This is a genomic window from Nakamurella sp. UYEF19 (assembly GCF_040546275.1).
Classification (GTDB): domain Bacteria; phylum Actinomycetota; class Actinomycetes; order Mycobacteriales; family Nakamurellaceae; genus Nakamurella.
This window is the reverse complement of sequence record NZ_JBEPNO010000005.1, coordinates 179,927-206,677: the sequence shown is the minus strand read 5'-3', so window position 1 is coordinate 206,677 and position 26,751 is coordinate 179,927. Positions and strand designations below refer to the sequence as shown.

Annotated in this window: 17 protein-coding genes and 1 pseudogene; 7 read left to right on the top strand and 11 right to left on the bottom strand. The window is 67.8% G+C overall.

Annotation, left to right across the window (positions count from 1 at the left end; all coding sequences use genetic code 11):
- Positions 1–120: 120 nt before the first annotated feature.
- Positions 121–3,072: pseudogene (gene uvrA / locus ABIB25_RS10610) on the bottom strand (excinuclease ABC subunit UvrA); the annotation flags it as partial.
- 221 nt (positions 3,073–3,293) lie between these two features.
- On the opposite strand from uvrA, the gene ABIB25_RS10605 reads away from it, so the two are divergent.
- Complete coding sequence (locus ABIB25_RS10605; protein ID WP_354528406.1) at positions 3,294–4,355, top strand: Gfo/Idh/MocA family protein; 1,062 nt, start codon at positions 3,294–3,296, stop codon at positions 4,353–4,355.
- 23 nt (positions 4,356–4,378) lie between these two features.
- Positions 4,379–5,077: an MBL fold metallo-hydrolase gene (locus ABIB25_RS10600; protein ID WP_354528405.1), complete on the top strand. Its 699-nt coding sequence runs from the start codon at positions 4,379–4,381 to the stop codon at positions 5,075–5,077.
- A gap of 112 nt (positions 5,078–5,189) precedes the next feature.
- On the opposite strand, the gene ABIB25_RS10595 is transcribed toward ABIB25_RS10600, so the two are convergent.
- The 3 genes from ABIB25_RS10595 to ABIB25_RS10585 form a co-directional block, all read right to left on the bottom strand.
- The gene (locus ABIB25_RS10595; RefSeq protein ID WP_354528404.1) at positions 5,190–6,698 is read right to left on the bottom strand and encodes a DHA2 family efflux MFS transporter permease subunit; all 1,509 of its coding nucleotides are present in this window, start codon (positions 6,696–6,698) and stop codon (positions 5,190–5,192) included.
- A gap of 210 nt (positions 6,699–6,908) precedes the next feature.
- On the bottom strand, positions 6,909–7,634 hold the full coding sequence (locus ABIB25_RS10590) for a TetR/AcrR family transcriptional regulator (RefSeq protein ID WP_354528403.1): 726 nt from the start codon (positions 7,632–7,634) through the stop codon (positions 6,909–6,911).
- Between the two features lie 112 nt (positions 7,635–7,746).
- Complete coding sequence (locus ABIB25_RS10585; protein WP_354528402.1) at positions 7,747–9,702, bottom strand: S9 family peptidase; 1,956 nt, start codon at positions 9,700–9,702, stop codon at positions 7,747–7,749.
- 169 nt (positions 9,703–9,871) lie between these two features.
- On the opposite strand from ABIB25_RS10585, the gene ABIB25_RS10580 reads away from it, so the two are divergent.
- Both ABIB25_RS10580 and ABIB25_RS10575 read left to right on the top strand, forming a co-directional pair.
- Complete coding sequence (locus ABIB25_RS10580) at positions 9,872–12,973, top strand: alpha/beta fold hydrolase (protein WP_354528401.1); 3,102 nt, start codon at positions 9,872–9,874, stop codon at positions 12,971–12,973.
- On the top strand, positions 12,970–13,905 hold the full coding sequence (locus tag ABIB25_RS10575; protein ID WP_354528400.1) for an ABC transporter permease: 936 nt from the start codon (positions 12,970–12,972) through the stop codon (positions 13,903–13,905). Before ABIB25_RS10580 ends, ABIB25_RS10575 begins: the two co-directional genes overlap by 4 nt.
- Here the strand turns inward: ABIB25_RS10575 and ABIB25_RS10570 are convergent, their stop codons facing one another.
- From ABIB25_RS10570 to coaE, 3 genes are all read right to left on the bottom strand, one after another.
- On the bottom strand, positions 13,906–14,346 hold the full coding sequence (locus ABIB25_RS10570; RefSeq protein WP_354528399.1) for a VOC family protein: 441 nt from the start codon (positions 14,344–14,346) through the stop codon (positions 13,906–13,908).
- A gap of 123 nt (positions 14,347–14,469) precedes the next feature.
- The gene (uvrB, locus tag ABIB25_RS10565; protein ID WP_354528398.1) at positions 14,470–16,647 is read right to left on the bottom strand and encodes an excinuclease ABC subunit UvrB; all 2,178 of its coding nucleotides are present in this window, start codon (positions 16,645–16,647) and stop codon (positions 14,470–14,472) included.
- A 277-nt stretch (positions 16,648–16,924) separates the two neighbouring features.
- A complete protein-coding gene (gene coaE, locus ABIB25_RS10560; RefSeq protein WP_354528397.1) occupies positions 16,925–18,130 on the bottom strand; it encodes a dephospho-CoA kinase in 1,206 nt (401 codons plus the stop codon).
- A 179-nt stretch (positions 18,131–18,309) separates the two neighbouring features.
- Here coaE and ABIB25_RS10555 point away from each other — a divergent pair, with 179 nt between their 5' ends.
- The gene (locus ABIB25_RS10555) at positions 18,310–18,504 is read left to right on the top strand and encodes a hypothetical protein (protein ID WP_354528396.1); all 195 of its coding nucleotides are present in this window, start codon (positions 18,310–18,312) and stop codon (positions 18,502–18,504) included.
- 156 nt (positions 18,505–18,660) lie between these two features.
- On the opposite strand, the gene ABIB25_RS10550 is transcribed toward ABIB25_RS10555, so the two are convergent.
- The gene (locus ABIB25_RS10550; protein ID WP_354528395.1) at positions 18,661–19,395 is read right to left on the bottom strand and encodes a hypothetical protein; all 735 of its coding nucleotides are present in this window, start codon (positions 19,393–19,395) and stop codon (positions 18,661–18,663) included.
- A gap of 257 nt (positions 19,396–19,652) precedes the next feature.
- Positions 19,653–21,119 (bottom strand): 30S ribosomal protein S1, encoded by a 1,467-nt coding sequence (rpsA, locus tag ABIB25_RS10545; RefSeq protein ID WP_354528394.1) that lies wholly within the window; start codon positions 21,117–21,119, stop codon positions 19,653–19,655.
- 361 nt (positions 21,120–21,480) lie between these two features.
- On the opposite strand from rpsA, the gene ABIB25_RS10540 reads away from it, so the two are divergent.
- Complete coding sequence (locus tag ABIB25_RS10540; RefSeq protein ID WP_354528393.1) at positions 21,481–22,320, top strand: class I SAM-dependent methyltransferase; 840 nt, start codon at positions 21,481–21,483, stop codon at positions 22,318–22,320.
- On the opposite strand, the gene ABIB25_RS10535 is transcribed toward ABIB25_RS10540, so the two are convergent.
- A complete protein-coding gene (locus ABIB25_RS10535; RefSeq protein WP_354528392.1) occupies positions 22,297–22,956 on the bottom strand; it encodes an ASCH domain-containing protein in 660 nt (219 codons plus the stop codon). The genes ABIB25_RS10540 and ABIB25_RS10535 overlap by 24 nt on opposite strands.
- A gap of 60 nt (positions 22,957–23,016) precedes the next feature.
- On the opposite strand from ABIB25_RS10535, the gene ABIB25_RS10530 reads away from it, so the two are divergent.
- On the top strand, positions 23,017–23,778 hold the full coding sequence (locus tag ABIB25_RS10530; RefSeq protein WP_354528391.1) for a class I SAM-dependent methyltransferase: 762 nt from the start codon (positions 23,017–23,019) through the stop codon (positions 23,776–23,778).
- Positions 23,779–23,805: 27 nt separating this feature from the next.
- Here ABIB25_RS10530 and polA read toward each other — a convergent pair whose 3' ends face one another.
- Entirely contained in the window at positions 23,806–26,631 is a 2,826-nt protein-coding gene (polA, locus tag ABIB25_RS10525; RefSeq protein ID WP_354528472.1) for a DNA polymerase I, read from the bottom strand.
- Positions 26,632–26,751 lie beyond the last annotated feature (120 nt).

Genomic DNA, 26,751 nt, shown 5'->3' with positions numbered 1-26,751 from the left:
CATGTCCGCCGTGATCACCGGGTTCTGGATGGCCGACACCGCCACGGCGGTCCCGTTCCGGGCCGTGACCTTCCTGGCCGGAGCCGTCGGGTCAGTGCCGTTGGCCGCCGATCGTCCGTTCGGGCCCTTCGCAGCCGTGATTGTCGTCACCGCCGCGGCCGGCTTCTTGGCCGGCCGGCCCGCGGTTGCGCCCGAGGCCGGCTTCGGCGTCCCTCGACCGCGGAGCACCTCGGCCAGGAACTGCCCGGTGTAGGACTTCGGGTTACCGGCGACCTCCTCCGGCGTGCCCTCGGCGATGACCAGACCGCCACCCGACCCGCCCTCGGGACCCATGTCGATGATGTGATCGGCGGTCTTGATGACATCAAGGTTGTGCTCGATGACGATGACCGTGTTGCCCTTGTCCACCAGTCCGTTGATCACCAGCAGCAGCTTCTCGACATCGGCGAAGTGCAGACCCGTCGTCGGCTCGTCCAGGACGTAGACCGTCCGTCCGGTCGACCGCTTCTGCAGTTCGCTGCCCAGCTTGACCCGCTGCGCCTCGCCTCCGGAGAGGGTCGGCGCCGGCTGGCCCAACCGGACGTAGCCGAGACCGACGTCGACCAGCGTCTTGAGGTGACGGTGGATCGCGCCGATCGGCTCGAAGAACTCGGCGGCCTCCTCGATCGGGGTGTTCAGCACGTCGGCGATGGTCTTGCCCTTGTAGTGGACGTCGAGGGTCTCGCGGTTGTAGCGGGCCCCTTTGCAGACCTCGCAGGGCACGTAGATGTCCGGCAGGAAGTTCATCTCGATCTTGAGGGTGCCGTCACCGGCGCAGGCCTCGCAGCGGCCACCCTTGACGTTGAACGAGAACCTGCCCTGCTGGTAGCCACGAACCTTGGCCTCGGTGGTCGAGGCGAACAACTTGCGGACGTGGTCGAAGACGCCGGTGTAGGTGGCCGGGTTAGACCGGGGAGTCCGGCCGATCGGCGACTGATCGACGCCGACCACCTTGTCGACGAGATCGATGCCGGTGAGCCGGGTATGACGACCAGGCACCATTCGAGCGCCGTTGATCCGATTCGCCAGCACGGCGTGCAGGATGTCGTTCACCAGCGTGGATTTGCCCGAACCGGACACACCGGTGACGGCGATCAGGGTGCCCAGCGGGAAGTCGACGGTGACGTTGCGCAGGTTGTTCTCACGCGCACCGACCACGGTCAGCTTGCGCGACGGGTCGACCGGCCGTCGCACCATCGGGACGGCGATCTCGCGGCGTCCGGAGAGGAACGCACCGGTGATCGACTCCTCGGAGTCGAGCAGTTCCTGGACCGGGCCGGAGACGACGACCTTGCCACCGTGCTCGCCCGCGCCCGGCCCGATGTCCACGACCCAGTCCGCCGTGCGGATGGTGTCCTCGTCGTGTTCGACCACGATCAGCGTGTTGCCGAGGTCGCGCAGCCTGGTGAGGGTCTTGATCAGTCGGTGGTTGTCGCGCTGGTGCAGGCCGATGGACGGCTCGTCCAGGACGTAGAGGACGCCGACCAGACCCGACCCGATCTGGGTGGCCAGCCGGATGCGTTGCGCCTCGCCGCCGGACAGCGTCCCCGAGGCGCGCGCCAGCGAGAGGTAGTCCAGACCGACGTCGAGCAGGAAGCCCAACCGGGCCGAGACCTCCTTCAGCACCCGTTCGGCGATCATCGTGTCCCGCTCGGACAGGACGAGGCCGGGGAAGAAGGCGAAGGCGTCCTTGATGGACAACGCCGCCAACTGCGCGATGTTGACTGCGCCGAGCTCGGAGTGCTCGACGCTGACGGCGAGGATCTCCGGCTTGAGTCGCGTGCCCTGGCAGACCGGGCACGGAACCTCGCGCATGTAGCCCTCGTACTTGTCCCGCGCCGACTCCGAGTCGGTCTGGGTCGCACGGCGTTCGAGGAACGGGATGACGCCCTCGAACTCGGCGTAGTAGGACCGCTGCCGCCCGTAGCGGTTGCGGTAGCTGACGTGTACCTGGTCCTTCGAGCCGTTCAGCACGGCCTTCTTCGCCGCCGCCGGCAGGTCGTCCCACGGCGTGTTGACCGAGAACCCCATCACCTTGGCCAGGCCCTCGAGCAGGCGCACGAAGTACTCGCTCGTGACGCCACCCGACCACGGCTGGATGGCGCCCTCGGCGAGCGACAGCTCGCCGTCGGGGACGATCAGCTCAGGATCGACCTCCTTGCGGATGCCGAGGCCGGTGCACTCCGGGCAGGCACCGAACGGAGAGTTGAACGAGAACGATCGTGGTTCGAGCTCGTCGAGCGCGAGGGGGTGGTCGTTCGGGCAGGCCAGCCGCTCGGAGTAGCGACGCTCGCGGCCGGGATCGTCGTCCTCGAGATCGACGAACTCCAGGATGACGACGCCGTCGGCCAGACCGAGCCCGATCTCCACCGAATCGGTGATGCGCTGCTTCGCGCTCTCCCTGATGACCAGTCGGTCGACCACCACCTCGATGGAGTGCTTCTCCTGCTTCTTCAGCTTGGGCGGATCGGTGAGCTGGTGGACCGTGCCGTCGATCCGGGCCCGGGAGTAGCCCTTCGACTGCAGATCGGTGATGAGGTCGACGTACTCGCCCTTCCGCTCGCGGATGACCGGCGCCAGCACCTGGAACCTGGTGCCCTCCGGCATCTCCAGCACGCGGTCGACGATCTGCTGCGGTGTCTGCTTCGCGATGATCTCGCCACAGATGGGGCAGTGCGGGTGCCCGATGCGCGCGTAGAGGAGGCGCAGGTAGTCGTAGATCTCGGTGATGGTGCCGACCGTCGACCGCGGGTTGCGGGACGTCGATTTCTGGTCGATGGAGACCGCGGGCGACAGGCCCTCGATGAAGTCGACATCCGGTTTGTCCATCTGGCCCAGGAACTGCCGCGCGTAGGACGACAGCGACTCGACGTAGCGCCGCTGCCCCTCCGCGAAGATGGTGTCGAAGGCAAGGGACGACTTGCCCGATCCGGACAGCCCGGTGAAGACCACCATCGAATCTCGGGGAAGGGTGATATCGACGTTGCGGAGGTTGTGCTCGCGGGCGCCCCGCACGATGAGGTGATCAGTCACGATTACCCATGCTAGGTGTGACCACCGACAGTCGATCTTTTCCGCACGTCAGCGCCCTGCGAGGGCTCCACGAGCCGTCAAGCCAAGGTCGAAGCATCTTGCTGCGGCGCCAGGCCGAACGCGTTCTCCGGCCGGGGCCACGGCGCGGTGGGGTCTGTGATCGACGGATGGCGGTCGACCCTGCCGGCGGCGGTCGGACCCGGCCGGGCAGGATGACCCCCGTGACCCAATCCCCCGTCCGCTGGGCCCTCGCCGGATACGGCGTGGGCGGGCGCATCTTCCACGCCCCGCTGCTGACGTGCGCCCCGGGCGTCGAACTGATTGCTGTCGTGACGGGCAATCCGGACCGGCAGGCCCAGGTGGCCACGGATCTGCCGGGAGTGCAGGCAGTACCTGACCTGTCGTCACTCCCGGGGCTCGGGGTCCGGGCGGTCACCATCACCACACCTCCGGCCACCCACACCCCACTGGCTCACCAGGCTCTCGATCTCGGCCTGGATGTGGTGGTGGACAAGCCTTTTGCGCTCAACACCCAGGCCGCCCTCGATCTGGTCGAGCACGCCCGCCAGGCCGGCCGCATGCTCACCGTCTACCAGAACCGGCGCTGGGACAGCGATCTGCTGACCGTGCGGAAGCTCATCGACACCGGAGCGCTCGGCACGGTCCATCGCTTCGTCTCGCGCATCGACCGGTTCCGTCCGGTGAAGGGCGGCTGGGCAGTCGGTCCCGACGAGGGCGGAGGCACCCTGCTGGATCTGGGTCCTCACCTCATCGACCAGGCGCTCTACCTGTTCGGCCCGGTCGCCCGGCTGCACGCCCAGGCCAGGGCGATCAGGGCCGGGTCGGTCACCGACGACGAGATCGAGCTGCACCTGGAGCATGCGACCGGAGTGTTCTCGACGATCGCAGCAGGGATGGCGAGCCCGGCGGAAGGCCCGCGCTTCCAGGTGAACGGGACCGTCGGCGGCTTCGTCGTCAACGGTCTCGACGTCCAGGAGGCACAGCTGAAAGAGGGTGCGAGCCCGGCGTCGCTCGGGGACGCGTGGGGCCGGGAGGATCCCGCAGACCACGGGCTGCTGACCACGGCCGAGGGCTCTGCCCCGTTTCCGAGTGAACGCGGCCGCTGGGACACCTACTACCCGGCTGCGGCCGCGGCCGTCCTCGGTGCGGGGCCGGCGCCGGTCGATCCGTGGGACGCGGTCGACACGGCGCGGGTGATCGACGCGGCCCGGGTCTCGGCCTCCGAGCACCGGGTGGTCGAGATGCCCGCCTCCCCCCGATAGCCGCCTGCTTGTAGGTTGGCCGGATGAGTTCACCAGAGACGACGCCGCCCCAGACCCCCGATTACACCGGGCATGTCGAACCCCAGGGCGCCCCAGCTACCCGGCGTTTGGCGGACATCACGATCACCAAGTTGTCGGTCGGACCGATGAACAACAACGCGTACTTGCTGATCTGCCTGGAAACGGGTGACGGTCTGTTGATCGACGCCGCCAACGACCCCGAACGCATTGCGGATCTCCTGGGTGACGGACCGGACCGCCCGCGCCTGCGGAGCATCGTCACCACCCATTCGCACGGCGATCACTGGCAGGCCCTGGGAGCCATCGCCGGTCAGACCGGCGCAAATCTCTACGCCGGCGCGGCGGACGCAGCCGACCTTCCGGTGCCGACCGATGTAGCACTGGGACAGGGTGACATCGTCCCGCTCGGATCGTGTCAGCTCGAGTCGATCTCGTTGCGGGGACACACGCCCGGCTCAGTGGCGCTGCTGTACCGGGATCCGGCGGGAACCGGGCACCTGTTCACCGGCGACTCGCTGTTCCCCGGCGGTCCGGGCCGGACCACGTCGCCCGAGGATTTCGCCTCGCTGATGGACGACCTCACCGAGCGGGTCTTCGACCGCCTGCCCGGCGACACCTGGGTCTACCCCGGCCACGGCGACGACACCACCCTGGGCCACGAGCGCCCGCACCTCGGTGAATGGCGCGAGCGCGGCTGGTAGGCATGCGTCCTCACCACAGCACCAGAGCCGGTGAACAGAACGGCCCGCCACCTCGAGAAGGGAGTGGCGGGCCGTTTGGCGTGCGCAGGAGCCGGTGGATCAGGTCACCGGATCAGCCGATGTGCATGACCGGCTCGGCCTCTTCGGCCTCGTGCTTGCCCGCGTTGATCAGCAGCAGGGACGCGACGGCGGCGGCCGCGAAGAAGGCTGCTGCCCAGTAGAAGGCAACCGTGTAGCCGTGGACCGAGGCCGCATTGATGGCCGTCTTGACCGACGCAGGGTCGGATCCGGTCGGCGGGTGGGTCCCGGCGTACTTGGCCAGCGCCGAGGCGAAGAAAGTGGTCAACAGGGCGGTCCCCAGGGAACCACCAACCTGCTGGGTGGTGTTGACCATGGCGCTGGCGACACCGGAATCCTCGACCGACACACCGTGCAGCGCAACGTTGGTGGTCGACATGAAGATGAAGCCCATGCCGACGGAGATCAGGAGCAGGGCCGGCAGCAGATGGGCGGCGTATCCCGAGGTCGGCGTGAGCTGGGCCAGCAGCAGCAAACCGGCCACACCCAACGCCAGACCGGCCGGGATGACGATCTTGGCACCGACGCGCAGGACCAGCTGGGATCCGACACCGGCACCGACGATGACGCCGGCACTGAACGGGAGGAACGCCAGACCGGTCGACGTGGGCGAGTAGCCCTTGACGTCCTGCAGGAACAGCGTGAGGAATAGGAAGACGGCGAACAGTCCGGTACCCACGAGCAGGCCGACCAGGTACGAGCCACCGCGGTTGCGGTTCAACACGATCCGCATGGGCAGCAACGGGTTCTTGATGCGCTGCTCGACGAGGACGAAAGCGATCAGCAGGACCACGGCCAGGATCAGGAAGCCGAAGGTCTTGTAGGAGCCCCAACCTTCCTTCGCGGCCTGGTTGAAGCCCCAGACGAGCGAACCCAGCCCGAAGGTGGCCAGCACTGCGCCGGCAACGTCATAGCCGCCGGTCTGCTCGGTCTTGGACTCGGTCAGGATGAATCGGGCACCGATGATGACGGCGATGGAAATCGGGATGTTGACGAACAGGCACCATCGCCACCCCGGACCGTCGGTGAGCACACCACCGAGGACCAGACCGACTGCTGCTCCACCGCCGGCGATGGCACCGAAGGTGGCGAACGCCTTGGCGCGCTCCTTCGGGTCACGGAAGGTGGTGTTCAGCATGGACAGCGTGGCCGGCGCGAGCATGGCGGCGAAGGCGCCCTGCAGTGCGCGGGCGGCGAAAAGCATGATCTCGCCGTTGGCCGCGCCACCGATCGCGGAGGCGATGGCAAAACCGGCCAGCGAGATCATCAGGATCTTCTTGCGACCGACGTAGTCGGCAATGCGCCCGCCCAACAGGAGCAGCGCTCCGAACGGCAGGGCATACGCGGTGATCACCCACTGCAGGTCGGCCGGACCGATCTTCAGCGCGGTGGCAGCAGTGGGCAGCGCGACATTCACGATGGTCGCGTCGAGTACCACCATCAGCTGGGCGGCGCCGATCACGATGAGCGCGATCCACCGCCTTGGATCGAGGGCGTCGGCCGCACCTGACTTCGTCAGATCGGTCGTCGTTTGACTGGTCACGAAAACTCCTTGTCGAGGGAACCGCACTTGGATCACGTACCGCAGCCTTGATCCAGGCCCGGTCACATCATGTCGGCGAGCACCGACAGTCGCGTTGCTACCCACAACCGCACTGTCGGGGCACCGAGAGGTGTACTGCCCAATACCTGTACTGCATATACGTCGAACCGGACCAGTCGTTTTCGACAGCCGGCCGCGGAAATTACCGGATCAATCGCCTCGAGTGGCCATCGATCCCGACGCTGCGCGTGGTTTTGACGACGGAGAGGGCAACCGGGACCCCGCGTGCAGGATCACCGGCATCAGCACGTTGTCGGCAAGGTGCTCCACGAAGCCGACGTCCACCGGCTCGGCGTCGACGCCGGCCCGGGCGCAGAACTGGCCCTGGATCACTTCGAACATCAGGGCCGCATCAACCTCGCGATGCAACTCACCACGTTCGTGGGCCCGCGTCAGGATCGTCTGCCAGGCGGTCAACTGGGGGTCCCGGATGACCAACCGCATGCTCCAGGCGAGGTCGGGATCGCTCGAAGCCGCGTACACGAGCACCTTCAGCGCTGCGGTGTTCACGGCCACCAGCACCGGATCCTGGAGCTGCCAGCTGATGTGGGTGACGATGTCGTCCCGCAGGTTCCCGGTGTCGATCAATTCCAGGTCCCGGCCGATCACCATGCCTCGCAAGGCTTCCACCACCAGTTCGTCCTTGTTGGACCAGCGCCGGTAGATGGTGGCCTTCGAGGCTTTGGCCCGCGCCGCCACGGCGTCCATCGTCACCGATTCGTAGCTCGTCTCGTTGAGCAACTCGACGACGGCCTGACAGATGGCAGCCTCCCTACCGGCTCCCCTCCCTGTCCCCGCCTGACAACTCATCCGGGACAGTGCCGCCAGCCGCGCAGAAGCCACCGCGCTGGCGGTGGAATTCACGATCCGGGACATGAACGAAACGGTACCGTACACATCCATGGATTCACAGCTATTTCCCACCATGACGTACGCCACTTCCGCTCTGGGCGAAATGGGGACCATGGCCCCGAAGCAGCCTCGTCGATCAGCCGGTGAGCGGCAGGTACCTTCCCCACCATTCCAGGATCGCCTCAAACCGTTGCACCCGATGCCGCGGCCGGCCGGACCGCGAGAGTTCGTGACCCTCGGAGGGAAACAACAGCATCTCGGTTTCGGCGCCACGCCTCTTGAGCGCGACGTACAGACGCTGGCCCTGCTCGATCGGGCATCGCCAGTCGTGTTCGGAATGGATGATCAGCAGCGGAAGGGTGATGTCGTCCGCGTAGGCCAGCGGGGAGGACTTCCATTGCGACTCACGGTCCGGCCCGACGTAGTTCTCCGCGAAGAAGTAGCCGATGTCGCTGGAGCCGGCGAAGCTGTCCCAGGCATTGACGGCGCGTTCGCTGATGGCTGCGGTGAAACGCTCCGGCGCGTGGGAGGCGAGCCAGGACGTCATGAAGCCGCCGTAGGAGCCGCCCATCACGCCGACGCGTTCACCGTCGCAGTCCGGCAGTTCCAGCGCAGCGTCGAGCAGGGCGAGCACGTCGTCGGCGTCGACCGTGCCGAGACGGCCGAGCACGGTGCGACCGTGTTGGTGGCCGTAGCCGGACGAACCACGTGGATTGGGCAGCACCACGGCGTACCCGGCCGCGGCGTAGACCTGCGCCTCGTCGAACAGTCCCCAGCCGTAGGCGGCGTGCGGTCCGCCGTGGACCACCAGCAACACCGGGTGCGGCCCCTCGCCCGGTGGCTTCACCAGGAACCCGTGGACGGGATAGCCGTCGGGAGCGGTGGCGGTGATCTCAGTCAGGTCGGCCAGTCCCGCGGTGCGGAGCGGTCCCGCCCAGTCCGAACGCACCTGCTCCCCGCCGGTCGGTCGACCGTTGGCGGTCACCGCGACCGTGACCAGCTCGCCTGGACTGGAGGGCGTCGCCACCGTCGCCGCCACCGTGAGGCCATCTGCGAGAACGGCGACGGTGAACGACGTCACCACGCGGTCCCCGGCGATCACCTCCGGCAACTCCTCCAGCAGTGCGCGGTCGGCGTCCACCGGCACTGCCCGGAGTGACGTCCGGCCACGGTCCAGTACGGCGACGAACACCAATCCGTCCAGCACCACGGGGCCGGTGGTGGTGTCGACCTCGATCTCCGGGTCGGTGAGTCTCCGGGGTTCTCCGCCGGACACTGCAGCCGTCCACAGTCCGGCTGTCCGGCCGGCGTTGTCGATGTCCTCGAACTCGACCCCGAGGTAGTACAGGGCCCCGCCTGCGACGGTGAGCTGTGTCCCGGTACCTGCGGCGCGGAGCACCAGTTCCCCGACCGGCAACTCCCCCGGTTCCGTCGCGGGACGCGAACTCGGCACCGCCGCGACCTCCGTCTGCGGTCGGTCGGGAACCACCGTCCGCAGATACCCGACGCGACCGTCGTCGAGCCAGGCCGGGCCGCCGGTGATCCCTGGCTCGTTCGTCAGCTGCACAGGCTCGGCCGCATCGACCAGATCGAGCACGAAGACCTGTTCGGGCTTGTCGAGCAGAAAACCCTTGCCGTCACGCCGGTAGGACATCTGCGTGACGGGGCGCGGCGGCTCGGCCTCGGCGCCGACACCGTCCTGCGTCCCGTACCGGCCCACCTCGGGAACCGCTGCCAGGTAGGCGATCCGGGCCCCGTCAGGCGAGAAGACCGGCGTCCCGGCCCCTAGCGGGTGCGAGGCCAGCCGCCTGGGTTCGCCGCCGCGCAGATCGATGGCGAACAGCTGGCCCGGCCCGGACTCCGGAGCCCGCAGGAACACCACCGTGTGGCCGTCGGGCGAAATCACTGGAGCCGAATCCTTTGGTCCGTAGGTGATCTCGCGGGATGCAGCATCCGCCTGGATCAGATGGAGCGACCCGACATACCGGTCGGCCTCGATATCGGGGCGGGTGACGGCGGCCACCACGTCGCCGTTGGGCGCCAGGGCGGGACGGGAGGGCAGGTTCAACAGGCTGATGTCTTCGGGCTTCACCCGGTCGACCGTAGTGGTCATGGCCCCCAGAGGTCGGATCGGGCGTTGCATCTGGCACCAGGGCACATGGCCGCCATGTCAGGAAAAGTCGGATCCGATGTTGCATCTGGCACCCTTGACGAATGGCCACCATGATCACCGACCCGCTGTTCCTCGACGAGCGGATCGCGTGAAGCACCGCCTCGGTCTGCTGCTGGCGGGCCGCACCCGCAAGGCCATCGCTGGAATCGTGGTGCTGGTGGTCGTCGCGGGGCTCGTCCTGGCCACCAGGACGACCACCGACAGCGGCCCGGCGATCCAGGCCCTCGACGAGACCATCTCGGTGCCGGGTGGTCCCGGGGTCAACGGAAACGTCAGCATCGACGCGACCCTCTACGTGCCGGCCGAGCCGGGACCGGTGCCGGCCGTCCTGATGGCCCATGGATTCGGTGGCTCGAAGGACAGCATCGCCCGGGACGCCCGCACGCTGGCCACCGACGGTTTCGTGGTGCTCGCATATTCGGCCCGCGGGTTCGGGCAGTCGACCGGTCAGATCGCCCTCGATTCGCTGGACTACGAGGTGTCGGATGCCCGAACCCTCGTCACCTGGCTGTCGAAGCGCCCGGAGGTCCTGCTGGACGCCCCCGGCGATCCACGCGTCGGCGTGACCGGAGCCTCCTATGGTGGAGGGCTGTCCCTGATGCTGGCCGGTACCGACAAGCGCATCGATGCCGTTGTCCCGCAGATCACCTGGAACAATCTCGGGGCGGCGCTCTTCCCGAATGCCGTCAACTCCTCGACCACCGCTGCCGGCACGCCGGCCGCGGCGACTCCGGCCACCGACGGGGTGTTCAAGAAGTCCTGGGCCGCAGCACTTCTGTCCTCCGTCATCTCCGGAACTTCCCTGTCCAGCGGGTCGGTGGCGTCGACCGCCGGTGGCTCCGGGGGCTTTGGATCGGGGGGCAACAGCAGCAGCACCACCACCGCCGAAGCTCCAGATCCCGCGCCGTCCGCGACCGCACCGACCCCGAGCACGGCGGCCGGCACTGCGACAGCGGGTTGCGGACGACTGATGTTGGCGGTCTGCGCCGCGTACTCCGAGGCTGCGCAGACGGGGCGGGAGACGAGCACGCTGGCGGCCCTGCTCGCCCGCTCCAGCCCGTCGGCCGTGGTCGGCGACATCACCGCCCCGACGTTGCTGGTCCAGGGTGAGAACGACACGCTGTTCGGGCTGGACCAGGCCGACGCAAACGCCAGGGCCATCGCAGCGAACGGCGCCACCGTGGCAGTGACGTGGTACGACGGCGGACACGACGGCGGCAGTCCCGATCAGGCGACGCGGGATCGCATCACCAACTGGTTCACCTATTACCTGCAGAAGACCGGGACCAAGCCCGACACCAGCTTCCGGTATAGCGTGGATGGTCCATTGTCGGACAACGGCAATGCCCGCAGCCGGATCCTGCAGGTGGCCGCTTATCCGGGGCTGTCCGGGGCGGCGCCGGTCGTTGATTCCACCATCGCGCTCACGGGCGCGAAGCAGACCGTGCTCAACCCACCCGGAGGCGCACCGGCCGGCATCTCGTCACTCCCCGGCATCTCCGGTCTGGCCGGGACCCTGCTCGGCAACTTCGCCGGTGGCCTGCCCGGCCAGGTCGCCCGATTCAGGTCCGCGCCACTGGAGAAGCTCACCGTCATCGCCGGAACGCCTCAGATCACCGTCGACATCTCCGCCGTCCCGTTGGGGTCAGCGGCCACCCGCAGCAGTTCCGCCGGGACCGGGGGGACGTCCGCAGACTCGTCGGCGGTGCTGTTCGCGTCCATGTCGAAGATCAGCGCGGGTGGCACCAAATCCCTCGCCGGCAGTGCGGTGGCCCCGATCCGCATCACCGGCCTGCCGGCCGACGGCAGCGCGAAGACCGTCCGGATCGACCTGCCGGCAGTCGGCTTTCAGGTGGAGGTCGGGTCGAGCATCGAGATCGACCTCTCCACCACCGATCAGGCCTACGCCGGACCGACATCGCCGTCGGTGTACCAGATCTCCCTGACTGGTGGCGCGGCAGCGGGGGCGTCGGACTCGGCCTCGGGCATTCTCAGCGTGCCCGAGGTCGGTGGCGTGCGGGTCTCGGCCGGTGATGTGCCGGTCGGCAAGTTGATCGCTTTGATCGTGCTCTTCGTCCTGGCGGTGCTCGGGCTGTTCCTGCTGGGTCGGGTCCGTGGACCGAGACGCATCGTCGAGGGCGATCCGACCGTTGCCGCGACCGATCCAGTGGTGACTGGTCACGCACCGACCGGCACGGGTGCGCCCGTCTCCGCCACGCGGCTCCCCCTCGAGATCGTCGGCCTCGGCAAGTCCTACCCTGGCGGCGTTGCCGCTGTGACCGACGTGAGTTTCCGGGTCGAGCCCGGTCAGGTCCTTGGCCTGCTCGGCCCCAACGGCGCCGGCAAGACGACCACCCTGCGGATGGTGATGGGTCTGATCACCCCGACCGCGGGCGAGATCCGCGTCTTCGGCCGGGTGGTCAAGCCCGGCGCCGACATCCTGGCGCGGATCGGCAGTTTCGTCGAAGGATCCGGATTTCTTCCGCACCTGTCCGGCAAGGCGAACCTCGACCTCTACTGGCAGGCGACCGGCCGACCGCGAGCGGACGCCCACCTGGCGGAGGCCCTGGAGATCGCCGCCCTGGGCAAGGCCATCAACCGGAAGGTGAAGACGTACTCGCAGGGCATGCGCCAGCGCCTCGCCATCGCCCAATCCATGCTTGGTCTGCCCGATCTGCTGATCCTGGACGAGCCGACCAACGGGCTCGACCCACCGCAGATCCATGCGATGCGGGAGGTACTGCGCGGGTACGCAGCCACCGGCCGAACCGTCGTGGTCTCGAGCCACATGCTGTCCGAGGTCGAGCAGACCTGCAGCCATGTGGTGGTCGTCCATCAGGGGAGGACGATCGCCTCCGGCACGGTGGCGGAGATGGTCTCGGCGTCCGGCGACATGGTCTTCACGGTGGACGCCCAGGCCAGGGCCATGGCGGTGCTCCGGGCGCTGCCCGGCATCGGCGAGGTAGAGATCGACGACCCGGCCGGCCCGCAGCAGGCCTCCGATGCCACCGTTCGCGGCGGTGTCGTTCGCGCCGATCTGGGCGCCAGCTCGGCGGCTGCAGCCGTCTCCGCTCTGGTCGATGCGGGTATCGGCGTCAGCACCGCGGCCCCACGCAACCGACTGGAAGATGTCTTCCTCGAATTGGTCGGCGCTGCCGGGCCGTCGACGATCAGCGGAGGAACCAGATGACGATCAGCCACGAGGGCGGTCAGCGCCACGACCATTCGGCGGATGCGGCGGCACGCGCGATGGCGTCGCTCGGGGCACCGGTCGCGGCCACCGAGTCCGGCATCCCGAACGGCTTCCGCGCCGGTCGGACGCTGACCATCCGCGTCGAGCTGATGCGTCAGCTTCGCCGCCGACGCACTCAGCTCTCGCTGGGATTCATGATCCTGCTGCCGCTGATCCTGCTGGTCGCATTCTCGGTCGGCGGTACCCAGGGTGGCGGCGGAACCTCGTACGTGGACCTGGCGACGTCGGGTGCCGCCAACTTCGCCATGGTGGCGTTGTTCTTCTCCGCCAGCTTCCTGGTCATCGTGGTCATCAGCTTGTTCTTCGGGGACACCATCGCGTCGGAGGCGTCGTGGTCGTCGCTGCGATATCTCCTGGCCATGCCGGTGCCGCGGATGCGCCTGTTGCGGCAGAAGATCCTGGTCGCCGGGATGCTCTCCATCGCCTCCCTGGTCCTGCTGACCGTGACGGCCTACATCGTCGGCCTCATCGCCTACGGCACCGGTCCGCTGTCGACGCCCATCGGCGACGGATTCGATACCTGGAGTGGGATCGAGCGCATCGCCCTCGTGGTCGGCTATCTCACCATCCAGCTGAGCTGGGTGGCCGGCCTGGCCTTCCTGCTCAGCGTGGTGACCGACGCACCGCTCGGCGCGGTCGGCGGTGCCGTCCTCGTCTCGATCCTGTCCCAGATCCTGGATCAGATCGACGCGCTGCAAAGTGTGCGGCTGTGGTTGCCGACCCACTACGGGACAGCCTGGACCGGAGCGCTCGTTGATCCGATCCGGTGGGACAACATGGTGCGTGGGGCGTTCTCGGGTCTGGTCTACGCGATCATCTTCGTGACGGTGGCCGCACTTCGATTCCGCCGCAAGGACATCACCAGCTGATCACTGGACGCAGAACTCGTTGCCCTCCGGGTCGAGCAGGACCATCCAGCGGTCGCCCCACTCGCCATGTCGTTCCTCCACGACGGTGGCACCCGCCCCGATGAGACGCTCCACGTGGCCCATCACGGTCTCCCACCGCACCTCGGCGTCCTTGATCCCCCGACCGACGCCCACATCGATGTGCAGCCGGTTCTTGACCTGCTTCGACTCGGGCACCTTCTGGAAGAACACCCTCGGGCCGGGTCCGTGCGGATCGATGATCGCGCTCGCGTCGTCCCAGCGGTCAGGTGGAAGATCCGACGCTGCCAGGGCTTCCTCCCACGTCTCGAATCCGGGTGGCGGATCGTCCAGTCGGTAGCCCAGCGCCACGGACCAGAACTCGGCCAGTACCGCCGGACTTTCGGCGTCGACCACGATCTGCATCTGAACAGCGGTACTCATGCTTGATCCTGGCTCTTCGCGTAAGCGCTCATCGCTCGTTCACTCCGCTCCTCGCTACGATGCTCACTCCCTACCGGTTCCTGGCTGTTCGCGCGAACGCTCATCGCTCGCTGCCATACCCGCTCATCCTCGTGCCCCCACCCCCGCCGCGTCCATGTCTCTGATTTCCTTCTTGAGCTCGTGGATCTCGTCGCGGAGCCGACCGGCCAGCTCGAACTGCAATTCACGCGCCGACGCCATCATCTGATCGGTCAGTTGCTGCACCAGATCCGCCAGTTGGGATCGGGCCATTCCCGCGGTCGAGTGACCGGCGAAGACACCGGAGCTGGTGCCGCCGACCTCCCCGGACGCCTTGCGCCCGCGCGACGCGTTGCGCCCGGAGCCCCCCATCTTGACCGCCGAGCCGGTCTCGGCCGAGTCATCCGCCTCGGCGTACACCAGAGAGAGGATGTCGTTGATCTTCTTGCGCAACGGCTGCGGATCGAGGCCGGCCTCCAGGTTGTAGGCGACCTGCTTCTCCCGCCGACGGTTGGTCTCATCGATCGCCCGCGCCATCGACGGGGTGATCTTGTCCGCGTACATGTGGACCTGACCGTTCACGTTGCGCGCGGCCCGGCCGATCGTCTGGATCAGGGCCGTCCCGGAACGCAGGAAGCCCTCCTTGTCCGCGTCGAGGATCGCAACGAGCGAAACCTCGGGCAGGTCGAGGCCCTCGCGCAGCAGGTTGATCCCCACCAGCACGTCGAACTCCCCCATCCGTAGCTCCCGCAGGAGCTCGACGCGTCGCAGCGTGTCGACCTCGGAATGCAGGTACCGGACCCGCACACCCATCTCGAGCAGATAGTCGGTCAGGTCTTCCGACATCTTCTTGGTCAGCGTGGTGACCAGGACCCGCTCGTCGACCTCGACGCGCTTGCGGATCTCGCCGATCAGATCGTCGATCTGGCCGGTCGTCGGCTTGATGATGACCTCCGGATCGATCAGGCCGGTGGGACGGATGACCTGCTCCACGAACTCACCCTGCGCCCGACCGAGCTCGTACGGACCCGGTGTGGCCGAGAGGTAGACCGTCTGGCCGATCCGGCCGGAGAACTCTTCCCAGGTCAATGGGCGATTGTCGAGTGCCGACGGCAGCCGGAACCCGTGGTCGACGAGGGTGCGCTTCCGGGATGCGTCACCCTCGTGCATGGCACCGATCTGGGGCACGGTGACATGGGATTCGTCGATGACGAGCAGGAAATCGTCAGGAAAGTAGTCGATCAGCGTGGCCGGCGCGGTCCCAGCGGCGCGCGCGTCGATGTGGCGGGAGTAGTTCTCGATGCCGGAGCAGAACCCGACCTGCCGGATCATCTCCAGGTCGTAGGTGGTGCGCATCCGGAGCCGCTGCGCCTCGAGCAGGTCACCCTGCTTCTCCAGCTCTGCCAGACGGCCGGCCAACTCGTCCTCGATGGCGGACACCGCCTTGGCCATCCGCTCCGGCCCGGCTACGTAGTGGGTGGCCGGGAAGATCCGCAGGCCCGGCACCTCGCGGACGATGTCCCCGGTGAGCGGATGGAGGTAGTAGAGCTTCTCGATCTCGTCGCCGAAGAACTCGATCCGGATCGCCAGTTCCTCGTAGGCCGGAATGATCTCGACCGTATCGCCGCGCACCCGGAACGCCCCGCGCGTGAACGCGAGATCGTTGCGCGAGTACTGGATGTCGACCAGCGCACGCAGCAGCGCGTCACGGTCCATGTTCATGCCGACGTTCACCGGCAGCGACCGGTCCAGGTAGGACTGCGGGGTGCCGAGCCCGTAGATGCACGACACCGAAGCCACCACGATCACGTCACGTCGGGACAGCAGCGACATGGTGGCCGAGTGTCGGAGTCGCTCGACATCTGCGTTGACCGACGAATCCTTCTCGATGTAGGTGTCCGTCTGCGGGACGTAGGCCTCGGGCTGGTAGTAGTCGTAGTAGGAGACGAAGTACTCGACGGCGTTCTTGGGAAACAGCTCCCGCAACTCGTTGGCGAGCTGCGCGGCCAGCGTCTTGTTGGGCGCCATCACGAGCGTCGGACGCTGGACCTTCTCGATCAGCCACGCCGTGGTGGCGGACTTGCCGGTCCCGGTGGCGCCGAGGAGAACGATGTCCTTCTCGCCGGACCTGACCCTCTTCTCGAGGTCTGCGATTGCGGTCGGCTGGTCGCCGGCGGGTTGGTAGTCGCTGACCACCTCGAAGCGCGCGGTACTGCGGGGGATGTCCCCCACCGGTCGGTGTTCGGAGACGGCAAGGATGGGATGTTCGGTCGCGAAAGCCACGATCCAAAGGCTACGCGGGAGCACCGACAGTGAGGTGGGCCGGAGGCTCGCCGGAGCTGTCGGGGGTGGTCCCGCCGGGTGGGAGTGGCTCCTCACGCGACCCCGACCGCGCTCGCACGGGCAGAGCGCAGTGAGGTGGGCCGGAGCTGTTGCGCACCAACCTGGCAACGTTTGTGGGTACCCGGCAAGGCCCGGGGCCGTTGCTGGGACCAGGCAGGCCTTGCTGGGACGGCCGAGGCGAGCGCGCCGCGAACGACCCAAGCCTGTTCCACACCAGTCAGGCGGGCGTCCAACCGGTGGCCCGCGCCCAGGCCAGGATCCTGGCATCGGACGCGGCGAGGAACTCCTCTTTGGCGTCTGCGTAGCCGGCGACCGTCGAGTCTTCGCCGTGGGAAGCGGCGAGGTCCTCCTTGACGGCCAGATAGTCGGCGCGGCCGCTGTCGTCCGATCGCAGCCAGTCCCGGAACCGCAGCGCCCAGACCCAATTGGGCCAGTCTCTCACCCTCAGGTGAAGGTTCACACTCAGGCCTGGATCCGCATTCACGTGCACTCGCTTGCCCCAGCGGGCCGGATCCGCGCCCGACGGGTCCGACGGGTCGACCGGATGCGGAGTGTCCTGGGTGAATCCCTCGCGAAGCGGCAACCCTGCAGCGGCCAACAGCCCTGCGAACCCGTCCGCCTGGCCGAGGTCGGTGACGGTCAGCTGAAGATCGATGACGTCCTTGGCAGGGAACCCGGGCACTGCGGTCGACCCGATGTGATCGACGCGGCTGTCCCCGACCGCCGCGCGCACCCGCGCCATCACCCTGGCTGCAGTCGCAGGCCAACCCGGGTCGTACGGGACGATCGCCGGCCCCCCACGAACCGCGAAGGCTCCGTGTTCGACGTTGGCGGCATAACCCACGAGCCGTGGCCACAATTCCTCGACCTGACGCTCCGCCGGAGCCCGACCGCCGGCGTTGTCGACCCAGACATCGCAGATCAGTCGACGAGCCTCGTCGTCGATCTGCACGGCGATCCTCGACCGGGCATCCTGTTCGCCCAGCCCCCGGCCGATCAGCCGTCCCACCCTGACGGATTCCGGCGCACCCACGCCGATGACCAGGTGGAACCGGCCGGCGGCCTCGGCAGTCGTCAGGAGCGGGATGTCGTTGACCACCACGCTTCCGGGCGGTGCAGATCGCCGTGCGGCGTCTGCTCCGGCCCGCACCAGCGGGTGGGTGATCGATTCGAGCACCCGGCGGGCCGCCGGATCGGCGAAGACAATGCCCGCCAGAGCGGCTCGGTCCAGCGACCCGTCCGCCGCAATCACTGCTGGACCGAAGTGCTCGGCGACGGCGGCCAGTCCCGGAGTGCCGATCGCGACGACCTCCCGGGCCATCCGGTCCGAGTCGACGACGATCGCCCCCCGTTCCGCCAGGAATCCGGAGACGGTCGACTTCCCGGCACCGATACCGCCAGTTACGGCCACAGTGATCGCCATCCGCGGTCCTTTCGCAGCCAGGCAGGTGTCCGACACACCGATGAACGTCCGAAGCGGGTTCAACAGTCTCACGTAGCGTGAGGTTCAGCTCCCCCGGGCGCCTTCACGGTGTCGATGTCGATCTCCCCGGCCGGGCCAGAGCCCGCAGACCGACCCGAACAGCACCAGTAGGAGGAGTCGTGACCAACACCTTCGCCGCAACTGTCGGCCGGGGCCGTCACCGGCTCGGTCGTCCGGGGTTGGTGCCGATCGGCTTCTTCGCGGCCGTCGCCTACCGCAGCCTCTTCGCTTCCTGGCGGCGTGCCGGCAAGCATCGTCCCTACATCGCTCCGCGCCCGATGGCCACAGTTCCCGCGCCCGCTCCCGCCATCTGAGCCCGGTCGTCTCAGCCCGTTCCACCGAGGCCCTTAGACCGAGCCCGTTCCACCGACCTGACCCGACCCCCAAGACCGCAGGCGTCCGTACCCACCGGACGCTCGGAACGGTCTGGGGGGACCAAGAAGCTCTCTCCCGGCCCCCCCACCTCGTTGTCAGCCGTTCTTGATGACCCTGGACAGGACCTGGCCCGCCACCACCGGCAGTCCGGTGCGGAGCACCGCGCTGTTCGCCAACTTGTCGGCGACGGCCACCGCTGCCGTCCAGGTGCCGTACTGGACCACGATCAGGCCACCCGCCCGCAACATCACGTGGGCCGGGTAGCCATTGACGGTAGCCGCGGAAACCACTGCACCCGCGTCGGTTTCGGCCTGAACGGTGACTTCGACCTGTTTGCCGGCCGCAGCCACGGATGCGTACTGCGTGAGTGCGACGACTACCGGAGCGGTGCCGTTGGCGTCGGCCTTGGGGTAGTAGCACCGAATCTTCCCGGTGATCCCGCGGGCCGGGTTCGCCACATCCTTCTTGCGGATCGCGCCGCCGGCGATCGTGAAGGAGAGACCCTTCTTGATGTCGGCGCTGTCGAGGATCGCCGCGCAGTCCGCGGCCAGTGGATCGACTTTGACGATCGGAGCAACGGTCGGCTTAGACGTGGTCGGCTTCGGCGTCGTCTTCGGGGAGGTCGGCGTCGGCGTCGGCGTCGGCGTCCCGCTGGGCGACACGGACGGGCTGACGACGATGACGCTGCCTGACTTCGGCGTTGTCTGCGAGCCCGAGCCACTGGTCACGGTGTTGACCACGGTGACCGTTCTCTTGGTGGTCGAACCGGAACTGCAGCCGGCGACGATCAGGGCAAGTGCGAGCAGAGGGAGGATCACGACACGACGCATGGCACCCACGGTAGGTGTCGTCGGCGCCAATGTGCGGACAACCCGCCGAACCGCAACGCGGTTGTTGTCACATCGTCGCCCTCGGCTGCGGCACGTCGGTGGTGGGTTGGCTAAATCGTTGTACGGCAAAGGGTTTTGTTCACGGGAGCGTGAGCTTTGACGATGGAAGCGCAGAACGGGGCCGACCTTTCGGCCGACCCCGTTCTGCGGTGCGTCAGTACATGCGGCTGTCCCGGTTCGGGACTCACCGCGCCGGATCAGTTACCCGCGAGCTTCTCGCGCAACTTGGCCAGAGCCTCGTCGTCGACCAGCGACCCCGCCGGTTCCGCCGCGGCATCCTCGCCCGAGGCCGAAGCCGTGGCCGAGGAGTAGTTGCTCGGCTCGGCAGCCTCGGCGTCGGCCTTGATGGCCGCCGCGATCTGCTTGAGGTGGGACTCGTAGACGTTGTGGGCGTCGGAGTACTGCTTCTCCCACGCGTCACGCTGGCTGTCGAAGCCCTCGAGCCATTCGCCCGTCGCGACGTCGAAACCGTCCGGTGGCAGGAAGTTGCCGGCCTCGTCGTAGTGGTCAACCACGCCGTACTGGGCGCGGACCTCGTCGAACTCGGTCTCCGGGGTGATGCCCTCGTTCGCCTGCTTCAGCGAGAGCGAGATCCGACGACGCTCGAGGTCGATGTCGATGACGCGGACGAAGATCTCTTCCTCGACGGTGACGACCTGCTCCGGGATCTCCACGTGGCGACCGGCCAGCTCGGAGATGTGCACCAGGCCCTCGATACCGTCGTAGACACGGACGAACGCGCCGAACGGGACCAGCTTGGTGACGCGACCCGGCACGACCTGACCGATGGCGTGGGTCCGGGCGAAGTGACGCCACGGATCTTCCTGGGTGGCCTTGAGCGAGAGCGAGACACGCTCGCGGTCCATGTCGACGTCGAGGACCTCGACGGTGACCTCCTGGCCGACCTCGACAACCTCGCTCGGGTGGTCGATGTGCTTCCAGGACAACTCCGAGACGTGCACCAGACCGTCGACGCCGCCGAGATCGACGAACGCGCCGAAGTTGACGATCGAGCTGACGACGCCCTTGCGGACCTGGCCCTTGGCGAGCTGGTTGAGGAACTCGCTGCGCACCTCGGACTGGGTCTGCTCGAGCCACTGGCGACGGGACAGGACGACGTTGTTGCGGTTCTTGTCCAGTTCGATGATCTTCGCGTCGAGCTGACGGCCGACGTACGGCTGCAGGTCGCGGACACGACGCATCTCGACGAGGGAGGCCGGCAGGAAGCCACGGAGACCGATGTCGATGATCAGGCCGCCCTTGACGACCTCGATGACGGTGCCCGAGACGACGCCGTCCTCTTCCTTGATCTTCTCGATCGTGCCCCACGCGCGCTCGTACTGAGCCCGCTTCTTGGACAGGATGAGACGACCTTCCTTGTCCTCCTTCTGGAGGACGAGGGCCTCGACGTGCTCGCCGATGGTGACGACCTCGTTGGGGTCGACGTCGTGCTTGATGCTCAGCTCGCGCGAGGGGATGACACCCTCGGTCTTGTAGCCGATGTCGAGCAGAACCTCATCGCGGTCGACCTTGACGATGATGCCTTCGACGATGTCACCATCGTTGAAGTACTTGATGGTCAGGTCGATGGCAGCGAGGAAGTCCTCGGCCGTCCCGATGTCGTTGATGGCGACCTGTGGGGCGGTACGGGTGGGTGCGGACATGTGTGGGGGTGCTCCGACGGGTGGGTGGTGAGTGCGGACGCGCGCCCCGAGGGCCGGGACGGGCGCTGCGTGTGGGCCACATGTGATCAGCGGGTACCTGGCCGGATCGGACCGGCCGGACCCTGTTCGGTGCTACCTGCTCCATTCCGAGGCAGCCAGAACCCACAACGCAGTGCTCAGAGTACGCCAGAGGGGCCGTGCACAGGAATCGGGCCTGCCGGTGGGCGCGACACTGCGACGGCACCGGCCACGCCACACCAGCTGTCTCCGCGCCACACCTGATCTCGCCACGCCGCACCCGCCCGAGAGGGATCAACGAGGTGCTCGGCGGCGACAACAGGTGCTCGGCGGGGCTGGGAGGATGGCGGGCGTGTCAGATCTCGGTCCAACGCGTCCTCGGCTGCGGTCCGCCGACCAGCCCGTCTCCCGCTCCGCAAATCGTCGGTGGTGGGACGCGGACGCCGACGAGTACCACCTGGAGCATGGCGTGTTCCTGGGCGACGCCGACTTCGTCTGGTGCCCGGAGAACCTGCGGGAGGACGAGGCCCACCTGCTGGGCGACCCGGCCGACCTGGTGAGGGCCCGGATCCTGGAGGTCGGGTGCGGTTCGGCTCCGTGCGCGCGCCACCTCGCCGCTCGCGGAGCGCAGGTGGTGGCGTTCGATCTGTCGGCTGGCATGCTCGCCCACGCCATCGACGCGTCGACCCGTACCGGCATCGATGTGCCACTGGTCCAGGCAGACGTCTGCGAGATGCCTTTCGCCACAGCAGCCTTCGACATCGTGTTCTCCGCGTTCGGGGCGATCCCGTTCGTGGCTGATTCGGCCGGGGCGATGCGCGAGGTCGCCAGGGTGCTACGACCGGGTGGCCGGTGGGTCTTCTCGGTGACCCACCCGATGCGTTGGATGTTCCCGGACGATCCGGGGCCGCTCGGCCTGACCGTCATCCAGTCCTACTTCGACCGCTCCCCCTACGTGGAGGTCGACGCCGAGGAGGTCCCGGCGTACGTCGAGCACCACCGCACGCTCGGCGATCGGATCCGGGAACTGGTGGCCGCCGGCTTCGTGCTGGACGACCTGATCGAACCCGAGTGGCCGGCGGACTTCGACGGCGTCTGGGGGCAATGGTCGCCCGAGCGCGGCGAGATGTTCCCCGGGACCTCGATCTTCGTGTGTCGACTACCCGCGCCGTCGCGTCGCTGACCAGTTCAGGTAGGCCTCGCCGCGCGGGGACAGCCGATAGCCGACCTCGAGGCTGATGGTCAGCCCGAGAGCCTTCATCTTCCGGATGTCCGTCTTCATCGGCTGCAGCTCGCGGTCCAAGAGCGTGGCCAGCACCTTCGAGACCACCGCAGGATTGTCCTGGATCCACGTCAGGATGAAGTGGGTCCATGGTCCGGACGGCTTTCCGGCATCCATCCGGGCGAGCGCGGAGTCGATGCGCACCAGCTCGTCCTCGTCCGGGAGGTCCGCCCGGAGGGCCAACCGCGGATCGGGACCTGCGTAGTGCAGCGTCACCTCGAAGATCCGATCGTCGGGCCGCTTTCCCAACCACTTCGTCAGCCCGGCCAGGTCCTTCTCGCCGCACGCCCGGGCGTCGGCCTCGCTGATGTCGCCCAGTTCGACCTCACGGACGCCGTCGATGGCGACCACGCCGAATTTCGTCAGCTGACTGCCGCCGGGTTTCGCCCGCGGGGTGTCCCAGCGCCGGTACACGTGCGTGACGGAACCTTCGACGATGCCCTGCAGGACAACGTTGGGCAGCAGCAAGGATTTTCCTCTCCTGCCGGTCGTGGACACGATCCGACTGACGAGCGTGAAGATGACGAATCCGCTCATCCTGCCGCCGTCCACCCATCACGTCGAGCCCCCGATCATCGGCGTCGTACGGTCGTTGGCATGACCGCGCGAGCTCTGACCTTCGGATCAGTGGCTGCGGCCTACGAGCGATACCGACCTGGCTATCCCACCGAATTGGTCGCGGAGGTGCTCACCTATGCGGGCCGGCCCGTCCGCCGGGCCTTGGAGATCGGGGCCGGCACCGGCAAGGCCACCCGCGCCTTCGCCCGGCGCGACATCGCGGTGACCGCCACCGATCCTGACGCGGCCATGCTCCGAGAGCTTGCCGCCCACGTGCCGTCGACGGTGACGATCGCGCAGGCGGCATTCGAGGACCTCGATCCGGGGGCACCCTACGATCTGGTCTTCGCGGCAGCAGCGATGCACTGGACCGAGCCCGTCGGCCGCTGGGAGCGGGTAGCTGCACTGCTGGTCCCGAACGGAACCTTCGCCAACTTCGGGGGGCAGGTCAACCTGGCCGACCCGTCGGTGGAGGCGGCCGTCCGCGCCGCGCGGGCCCCGTTCCTGGAGAGCGACGGCATGCCGTCGCCGGACGGAACGCCGGATGAATCCGAGATGCAATGGCCCGGAACCGAACTCGCCCGGTCAGAGCTGTTCACCGATGTACGGCAGATCCCGTTCGGGCGACGGGCAACTGTCTCCGCGCACGACCACATCGGTCACCTGTCGACCGTCTCGGCCTATCTGCAACTGACACCGTCGGTCCGTGAACGGGCCTTCGACGCGATCCTGCGGGCCCTGCCCAATAAGGTCGAGGTGACCAGCGACATCACCTTGCATCTGGCGAGGCGCGCTCGGTAGCGAAGCCGGCCGTCGCTGGACCAACGGTCAGTGGGCCGCGGCGTCCCAGCTGCGCCCCACGCCGACCGACACGTCGAGATCGACCTCGAGTGGGAAGGCACCGGCCATTTCCTCGCGCAGCAGGGCCGTCAGCTTCTCCTGCTCGCCTGGCGCCACCTCGCAGAGCAGTTCGTCGTGCACCTGGAGGAGTAGTCGGGACTTGAGCCCCTCGGAGTCGATTCGGCGTTGCACATTGAGCATCGCGACCTTGATGATGTCCGCGGCGCTCCCCTGGATCGGCGCGTTCAGCGCAGCCCGCTCGGCGAGCTCCCGCCGCTGCCGGTGGTCGCTCGTCAGGTCGGGGAGGTACCGGCGCCGGCCGTAGAGCGTCTGGGTGTAGCCCTCCAGACGGGCCACATCCACTGCCCGGCGGAGGTAGTCGCGGATGCCGCCGAAGCGGGCGAAGTACGCGTCCATCTGCTCCCGGGCCTCCTCCACGCTGATCTTCAGCTGACCCGACAGGCCGAACGCCGAGAGCCCGTACGCCAGCCCATAGCTCATCGCCTTGATCCGACGGCGCAGCTCCGGCGTGACCTCGGAAGCGGGCACACCGAAGGCCCGCACGGCGACCGCGGTGTGCAGATCCTCCCCGGACCGGAACGCCTCGATCAGGGCGACGTCCTCGGAGAGGTGCGCCATGATCCGCATCTCGATCTGCGAGTAGTCAGCGGTGATCAGGTTGTCGAAGCCCCTTCCGGGGACGAATGCCGCCCTGATCCGGCGGCCCTCGTCCGTCCGGACCGGGATGTTCTGCAGGTTGGGCTCGGTCGAGGACAGCCGCCCGGTCGCGGCGATGTTCTGCAGATAGGTGGTGTGGATTCGGCCATCGTCGCCGACCGCCTTCAACAGACCCTCGACTGTCGTCTTCAGCTTGGTGACGTCGCGGTGGCGGAGCAGATGCGTGAGGAACGGGTGCTGGGTCTGATCGTGCAGGGCCGTCAGCGCGTCGGCATCTGTCGTATATCCGGTTTTGGTCTTCTTGGTCTTCGGCATGTTCAGCTCGTCGAACAGGACCACCTGCAGCTGTTTCGGCGAACCGAGGTTCACCTCGTGGCCGAGCACCGCAAAGGCGGCGGCCGCGGCACTCTGCGCCTCCGAGTCGAACGTCGACCGCAGATCCTCCAGGTAGGGGAGATCGACGGCGATACCGGTCCGCTCCATGCGGCCGAGCACGTCCATCACCGGCAGTTCCATCGCGGTGAGCAGCGCCTGCTGACCACTCTCCACCAGCGAGACCTGCAGCACCGCAGCAAGATCTATGACGGCGAGGGCCTTGATCATCTCGGCACGATCCAGCGCCAGCGCCTCTTCCGCGGCGGCGTCGACGGCATCGACTTCCACAGCTGTCTCGGTGTCGGTGACCGCGTCGGGGAATTCCAGGGTCAGCTGTTCGGCCGGCTCCTCCTCTTCGACGGGCCTGGCGTCCAACGTCCGGTGGAGGTAGCGCTGGACCAGGTCGCCCAGGTCGAAGACACGCTGGCCGGGCAGCGCAAGGTATGCGGCCAGGGCGGTATCGCAGGTGATGCCCTCCACCCGCCAGCCGCGTGCGGCGAGCGCGTTGACCGGCGCCTTCAGGTCGTGTCCGACCTTCGGCCGCAGGGGATCCGCCAACCACTCCCCCACCGCGGCGTCGTCGGCCGGGCCAAGGGCGGCGACGTCGATGACGGCGCTCACGCCGGCAGCGTCGGCCACCGCGATCGTGTCGACCTCACCCCCACCGGGCGTCCACCGTCCGCGGATCGACAGCCCGACGGTGTCGGCGGCATGGGCCGCCAGCCAGCCGGCCACCTGTCCGACTCCGAGCCGCACACCGGCGACGTCGAAGCCCTCGGTGCTCGTCTCGTCGGCCTGCTCGAAGGTCTCCAGCAACCGCTCGCGCAGCACCTTGAACTGCAGGTTGTCGAAGATCTCGTGCACGGCCTCGCGGTCGTAGGGCTGGGCGACCAGCTCGAGAGGGTCTGCGGTGAGCTCGACGTCGCGCACCAGTTCCGTCAACCGGCGGTTCTGCAACACGCTGGACATGCTGTTGCGCAACGCATCTCCGGCCTTGCCGGTGATCTCGTCGACCCGGTCCACCAGCTCGCCCAGCGAGCCGAACTCGCGGATCCACTTGGTTGCCGTCTTCTCCCCGACGCCCGGGATGCCGGGCAGGTTGTCCGAGGGATCACCGCGCAGCGCTGCGAAGTCGGGGTACTGCGACGGCGTCAGGCCGTACTTCTCCTGGACGGCCTCGGGGGTGAACCGGGTCATGTCCGAGACCCCACGCATCGGGTAGAGGACGGTCACGGCATCGGTGACGAGTTGTAGGGCATCCCGGTCACCGGTGCAGATCCGGACCGTCATCCCCTCCGCCTCCGCCCTGGTGGTGAGGGTGGCGATGACGTCGTCGGCCTCATAGTTCTCGGCGGTCAGCACGTCGATCCGCAATGCCGCGAGGACCTCCTTGATCAGCTCGACCTGACCCTTGAAGTCTGCCGGGGACGCGGAGCGATTGGCCTTGTAGTCCGCGAACTCCTCGCTCCGCCACGTCTGCCGGGACAGGTCGAAGGCCACGGCGACGTGGCTCGGCCGCTCGTCGCGCAGCAGGTTGATGAGCATGGACGTGAACCCGTAGACGGCGTTGGTCGGCTGGCCTGTGGTGGTCGAGAACTTCTCCACCGGCAGGGCGAAGAACGCCCGGTAGGCCAGCGAGTGTCCGTCCAGCAGGAGCAGCATCGGCTTGGCCGGCCCCTTCGCGGCCGACGGCTTGGATGCCGCCGCCTTCGAGGGCGTCTTGGCCGGACTCTTCTTCGTTGCAGGCGCTGCGGTAGCCATCACGGAGCCGAGTCTAGGGTCAAGCACCGACAGGGACGCGGGCCGAAGGCTCGCCGGAGCTGTCGGTGGATGGTCCGCCCGGGCAGGAGTGGCCAGCAAACCAACCAACGACGACAGCCA